General features: G+C 67.4%; 3 protein-coding genes and 1 pseudogene. 2 read left to right on the forward strand and 2 right to left on the reverse strand.

The window, feature by feature from the left end; genetic code table 11:
* On the reverse strand, positions 1-547 hold a 547-nt coding region (locus AC1VAN_RS15280), incomplete at its 3' end, for an aldehyde dehydrogenase family protein (RefSeq protein WP_480986121.1).
* Positions 548-634: 87 nt separating this feature from the next.
* Here AC1VAN_RS15280 and AC1VAN_RS15285 point away from each other — a divergent pair.
* Both AC1VAN_RS15285 and AC1VAN_RS15290 read left to right on the forward strand, forming a co-directional pair.
* Positions 635-2,029 (forward strand): helix-turn-helix domain-containing protein, encoded by a 1,395-nt coding sequence (locus AC1VAN_RS15285; RefSeq protein WP_442251478.1) that lies wholly within the window; start codon positions 635-637, stop codon positions 2,027-2,029.
* A 262-nt stretch (positions 2,030-2,291) separates the two neighbouring features.
* Positions 2,292-3,245 (forward strand): DUF1028 domain-containing protein, encoded by a 954-nt coding sequence (locus AC1VAN_RS15290; protein WP_442251479.1) that lies wholly within the window; start codon positions 2,292-2,294, stop codon positions 3,243-3,245.
* Positions 3,246-3,294: 49 nt separating this feature from the next.
* On the opposite strand, the pseudogene AC1VAN_RS15295 reads toward AC1VAN_RS15290, so the two are convergent.
* Positions 3,295-3,563 (reverse strand): annotated as a pseudogene (locus AC1VAN_RS15295) (RpoH suppressor); the annotation flags it as partial.

Consider the following 3,563-nt stretch of genomic DNA (forward strand, 5'->3'; position numbering starts at 1 on the left):
GGTCCTGCTCGGACGGCTTGAGGATGAAGGTGTTGCCGGTGGCAATGGCCATCGGGAACATCCACAGCGGAATCATCGCCGGGAAGTTGAACGGGGTGATGCCTGCGCACACGCCCAGCGGCTGCATGATCGAGTAGGTGTCCACGCCGTTGGCCACGTTGTTGGCCAGTTCGCCCAGCTGCAGGTTGCCGATGGCGGCCGCGTGCTCGACCACTTCCAGGCCGCGGAACACATCGCCTTCGGCGTCCGGCAGGGTCTTGCCCTGTTCGGCGGTGAGGATGTGCGCCAGCTCGCTCATGTTTTCGCGGATCAGCTGCTGGTACTTCAGGAAGATGCGCGCGCGGGTACCGATCGGGGTCTTGCGCCAGGTCTTGAAGGCTTCCTTGGCGGCAGCCACGGCGGCATCGACTTCACCCGTGGTGGCGAACGGCACCTGGGCCAGCACGTCCTGGGTGGCCGGGTTGATCACGTCCTGCCAGTGGGAGGTGGCCGATTCAACGAACTGGCCATCGATCAGCATGCGGATACGGGGCGCTGCAACAGTCATGACGACAATCCACGGGGTGCGAAAGATTCTTGGCATTATTCACAGGCCACGCCTCGATTTCCGGCCTGAATCCGCTTAATCTGGCCAATGCCCGCCACGATTCCTGTTAATCCTGTGAATCATTCAGCCCCCCAGCGCCAGCTCGGCCTGCGTCTGCTGCGCCTGCGCGAGCAGCGCGGCTACAGCCAGGCCGAGCTTGCCCGCGCCCTGGGGCTGTCGGCCAGCTACCTGAACCAGATCGAGCGCAACAAGCGCCCGCTGACGCCTGCGGTGCAGAAGAAGCTGGGCGAGGTGTTGGGCGATGTTTCCACCCTGTTCGACGACGATGAGCCCGCCGCGCTGCAGGAGTCGCTGGGCGAGACGCTGCGCGATCTGGGCCTGGCCGACGTCAGCGCCACCGAACTGCGCGCGCTGGCCGGCAACCTGCCGCAGGTCAGCCGCGCGCTGCTGGACCTGCATCGCCGCCACCTGGCATTGCGCGAGCATGCCGCCGCGCTGGAGTTCCAACTGGGCGAGCCGGGCGCGGGCAGCACGTTGCCGGCCGGCGACCAGGTGCGCGAGTTCTTCAACCGCATGCACAACCACATCCCCGAGCTGGACGAACTGGCCGAGCAGCTGTTCGCCGAATGGGGGCTGGCGCCGGGGCACGTGGCGCCACGGCTGCGCCAGCTGCTGGCCGACCGCCATGGGGTGCTGGTGGAAGTGGCCGCGCTGCAGGCCGGGCGCGAGAAGCGCCAGTACGATGCCGGCAGCCGTACGCTGTGGCTGCCCGACTACCTGGAGCCGGGCCAGCAGGCGTTCCAGATGGCGGTCGAGCTGGCGCTGCGCGGCTACCTGCCGCAGATCGATGCGGTGATCGCGCGCACCGGCTTCACCGACGAGGCCCGCATCGCACAGGCGCGCATCGGCCTGTCCAACTATTTCGCCGGTGCGCTGGTGATGCCATACATGCGTTTCCTGCGCGCGGCCGAGGCCAGCGGTTATGACATCGAGCTGCTGGCGCATCAGTTCGGTGTGGGATTCGAGGCGGTCTGCCATCGGTTGAGTACGCTGGCACGCCGCAGTGCGCCGGGGCTGCCGTTCTTCTTCATCCGCGTGGACCGCGCCGGCAACGTGTCCAAGCGCCACTCGGCCACCGACTTCCACTTCTCGCAGGTGGGCGGTTCCTGCCCTTTGTGGATCGTCTATGAGGCGTTCAACCAGCCCGGACGCATCCTCACCCAGACCGCGCGCATGCCCGATGGCCGCCGCCATTTCTGGCTGGCACGGCAGGTCAGCAGCGGCCCGGTGGGACAYGGCCAGCCACGCAAGACCTTCGCGGTGGCACTGGGGTGTGACCTGCAGCATGCCGATCGGCTGGTGTATTCGCTGGGGCTGGACGTGCAGAGCCCAGGCAATTCGGTGTCGATCGGGCCGGGCTGCCGGGTGTGCCCGCGCGAGGACTGCATGCAGCGCGCGTTTACCCAGTTGCCGGGGCGGTAGGGGGCGGTCCGGCAGGGCTGCGCCCTGCACCTGCGGAGGCAACGTCAACGTCAACGTCAAAAGCTGGCTATACCTGGCATGGCCTGCTGTTGGTGGGTGTCGACCTTGGTCGAAACGGTAGATCCACGCCATGCGTGGAGGCTCTTCGACGAATTGTCGAAATATTCGATTTCGATGGGGATTCATCCGCGCATGGCGTGGATCTACTAAACCTTCCGCGCGTCCGTTGCATCCCAGTTCAACGCCTTCACCGGAGACGACCATGTTCATGCTGCGCCCCTGCCTGGCCTTGCTGCTCGCTGCTGTCGCTGCGCCGGCATGGGCGACCTTTTCCATTGCCGCCTGCAACGAAGCCGGCGACTGCGGGGTGGCTGTCGCCACGCACAATCTCGCCGTCGGCGGTGTCGGCGTGCCGTGGGCGCAGGCGAAGGTCGGCGCGGTCGCCAGCCAGTTCGAAACCAACCCGACCTACGGCTCGAAGGGGCTGGCGCTGCTGGCCGAAGGTCGCACGCCGGCGCAGGTGCTCAAGCAGTTGCTGGACGAGGATGGCGACTTCGATGGCACCACCATCGCCGAGCGCCAGGTCGGGCTGGTCAGTGCGCGAGGCGGCAACGCGCAGTACACCGGCGCGACCGCGCAGCGGGCCGATTGGGCAGGTGCCGTTGGCGAGGGCAAGGTGAGCGTGCAAGGCAACGGACTGGCCGGGCCGGACGTGCTGGCGGCGATGCAACGCGCGTTTACGACCACCCACGGTGCGCTTGCCGCGCGCCTGCTGGCAGCGCTGGAAGCGGGACAAGCGGCGGGTGGACAACGCAGCGGGCAATGGTCGGCGGCATTGCTGGTGCGCACGCCTGGCGGCGACTGGCAGGACACCGACCTGCGCGTGGATGCCGATCCGCGTGCCGTGGCGCGCCTGCGCGAGCTGTACGACATGCGGCTTTCAAATGAAGCGATCATCCGCGCCGAGCAGCAGTGGGAACAGGGCGACGTGGCCGGCGCACATGCGTCGCTGGCCACCTCGCTGGCGCTGGCGCATGGTTGGGACCGGACATGGGCACGCGCGGCGCGGCTGGCGATATCGCACGATGAAACCGCATTGGCCCGCGAATACCTGGCGGGATTGCGCGCGCTCAACCCGGGATGGGTGAAGCAGGAATTGGCCTTGCCGTTGTATGCGCCATTGCGCGGCGATGCGGTGGTCGAGGCGTGGCGATAGCCAACGGTAGCGCCGCGCCATACCCGGCGAGCGCAGCGGCACACCGCGATCAATAGATCGGCGTCACCTTCATCTGTGGCAACGGCCGCGGCGAGCCGTCGGTGAGGTCCGGGCCAAGGTCATCCCAGCTGCGGCCCTGTTCCACCATCAGCCCCCACAGCTGCTGCGACGCCAGCCGCTTGTCTTCCGAACCCAGCTTGTACGACGGCGGTGGCGGCGTGCCGGTGGCCACCATCGCATAGGCCGCGCGATAGGCCAGCACCTGCTGCGCCGGATCATCGGTGCGCGATATCTCCAGCGTGTAGCGCTGGTAAGCCG

Source organism: Stenotrophomonas sp. 05L44_2 (assembly GCF_056665995.1).

Bases quoted from the DNA above. Each gene is read 5' to 3' on its own strand.
- AC1VAN_RS15290 (WP_442251479.1), top strand. From the start codon at position 2,292: ATGTTCATGCTGCGCCCCTGCCTGGCCTTGCTGCTCGCTGCTGTCGCT.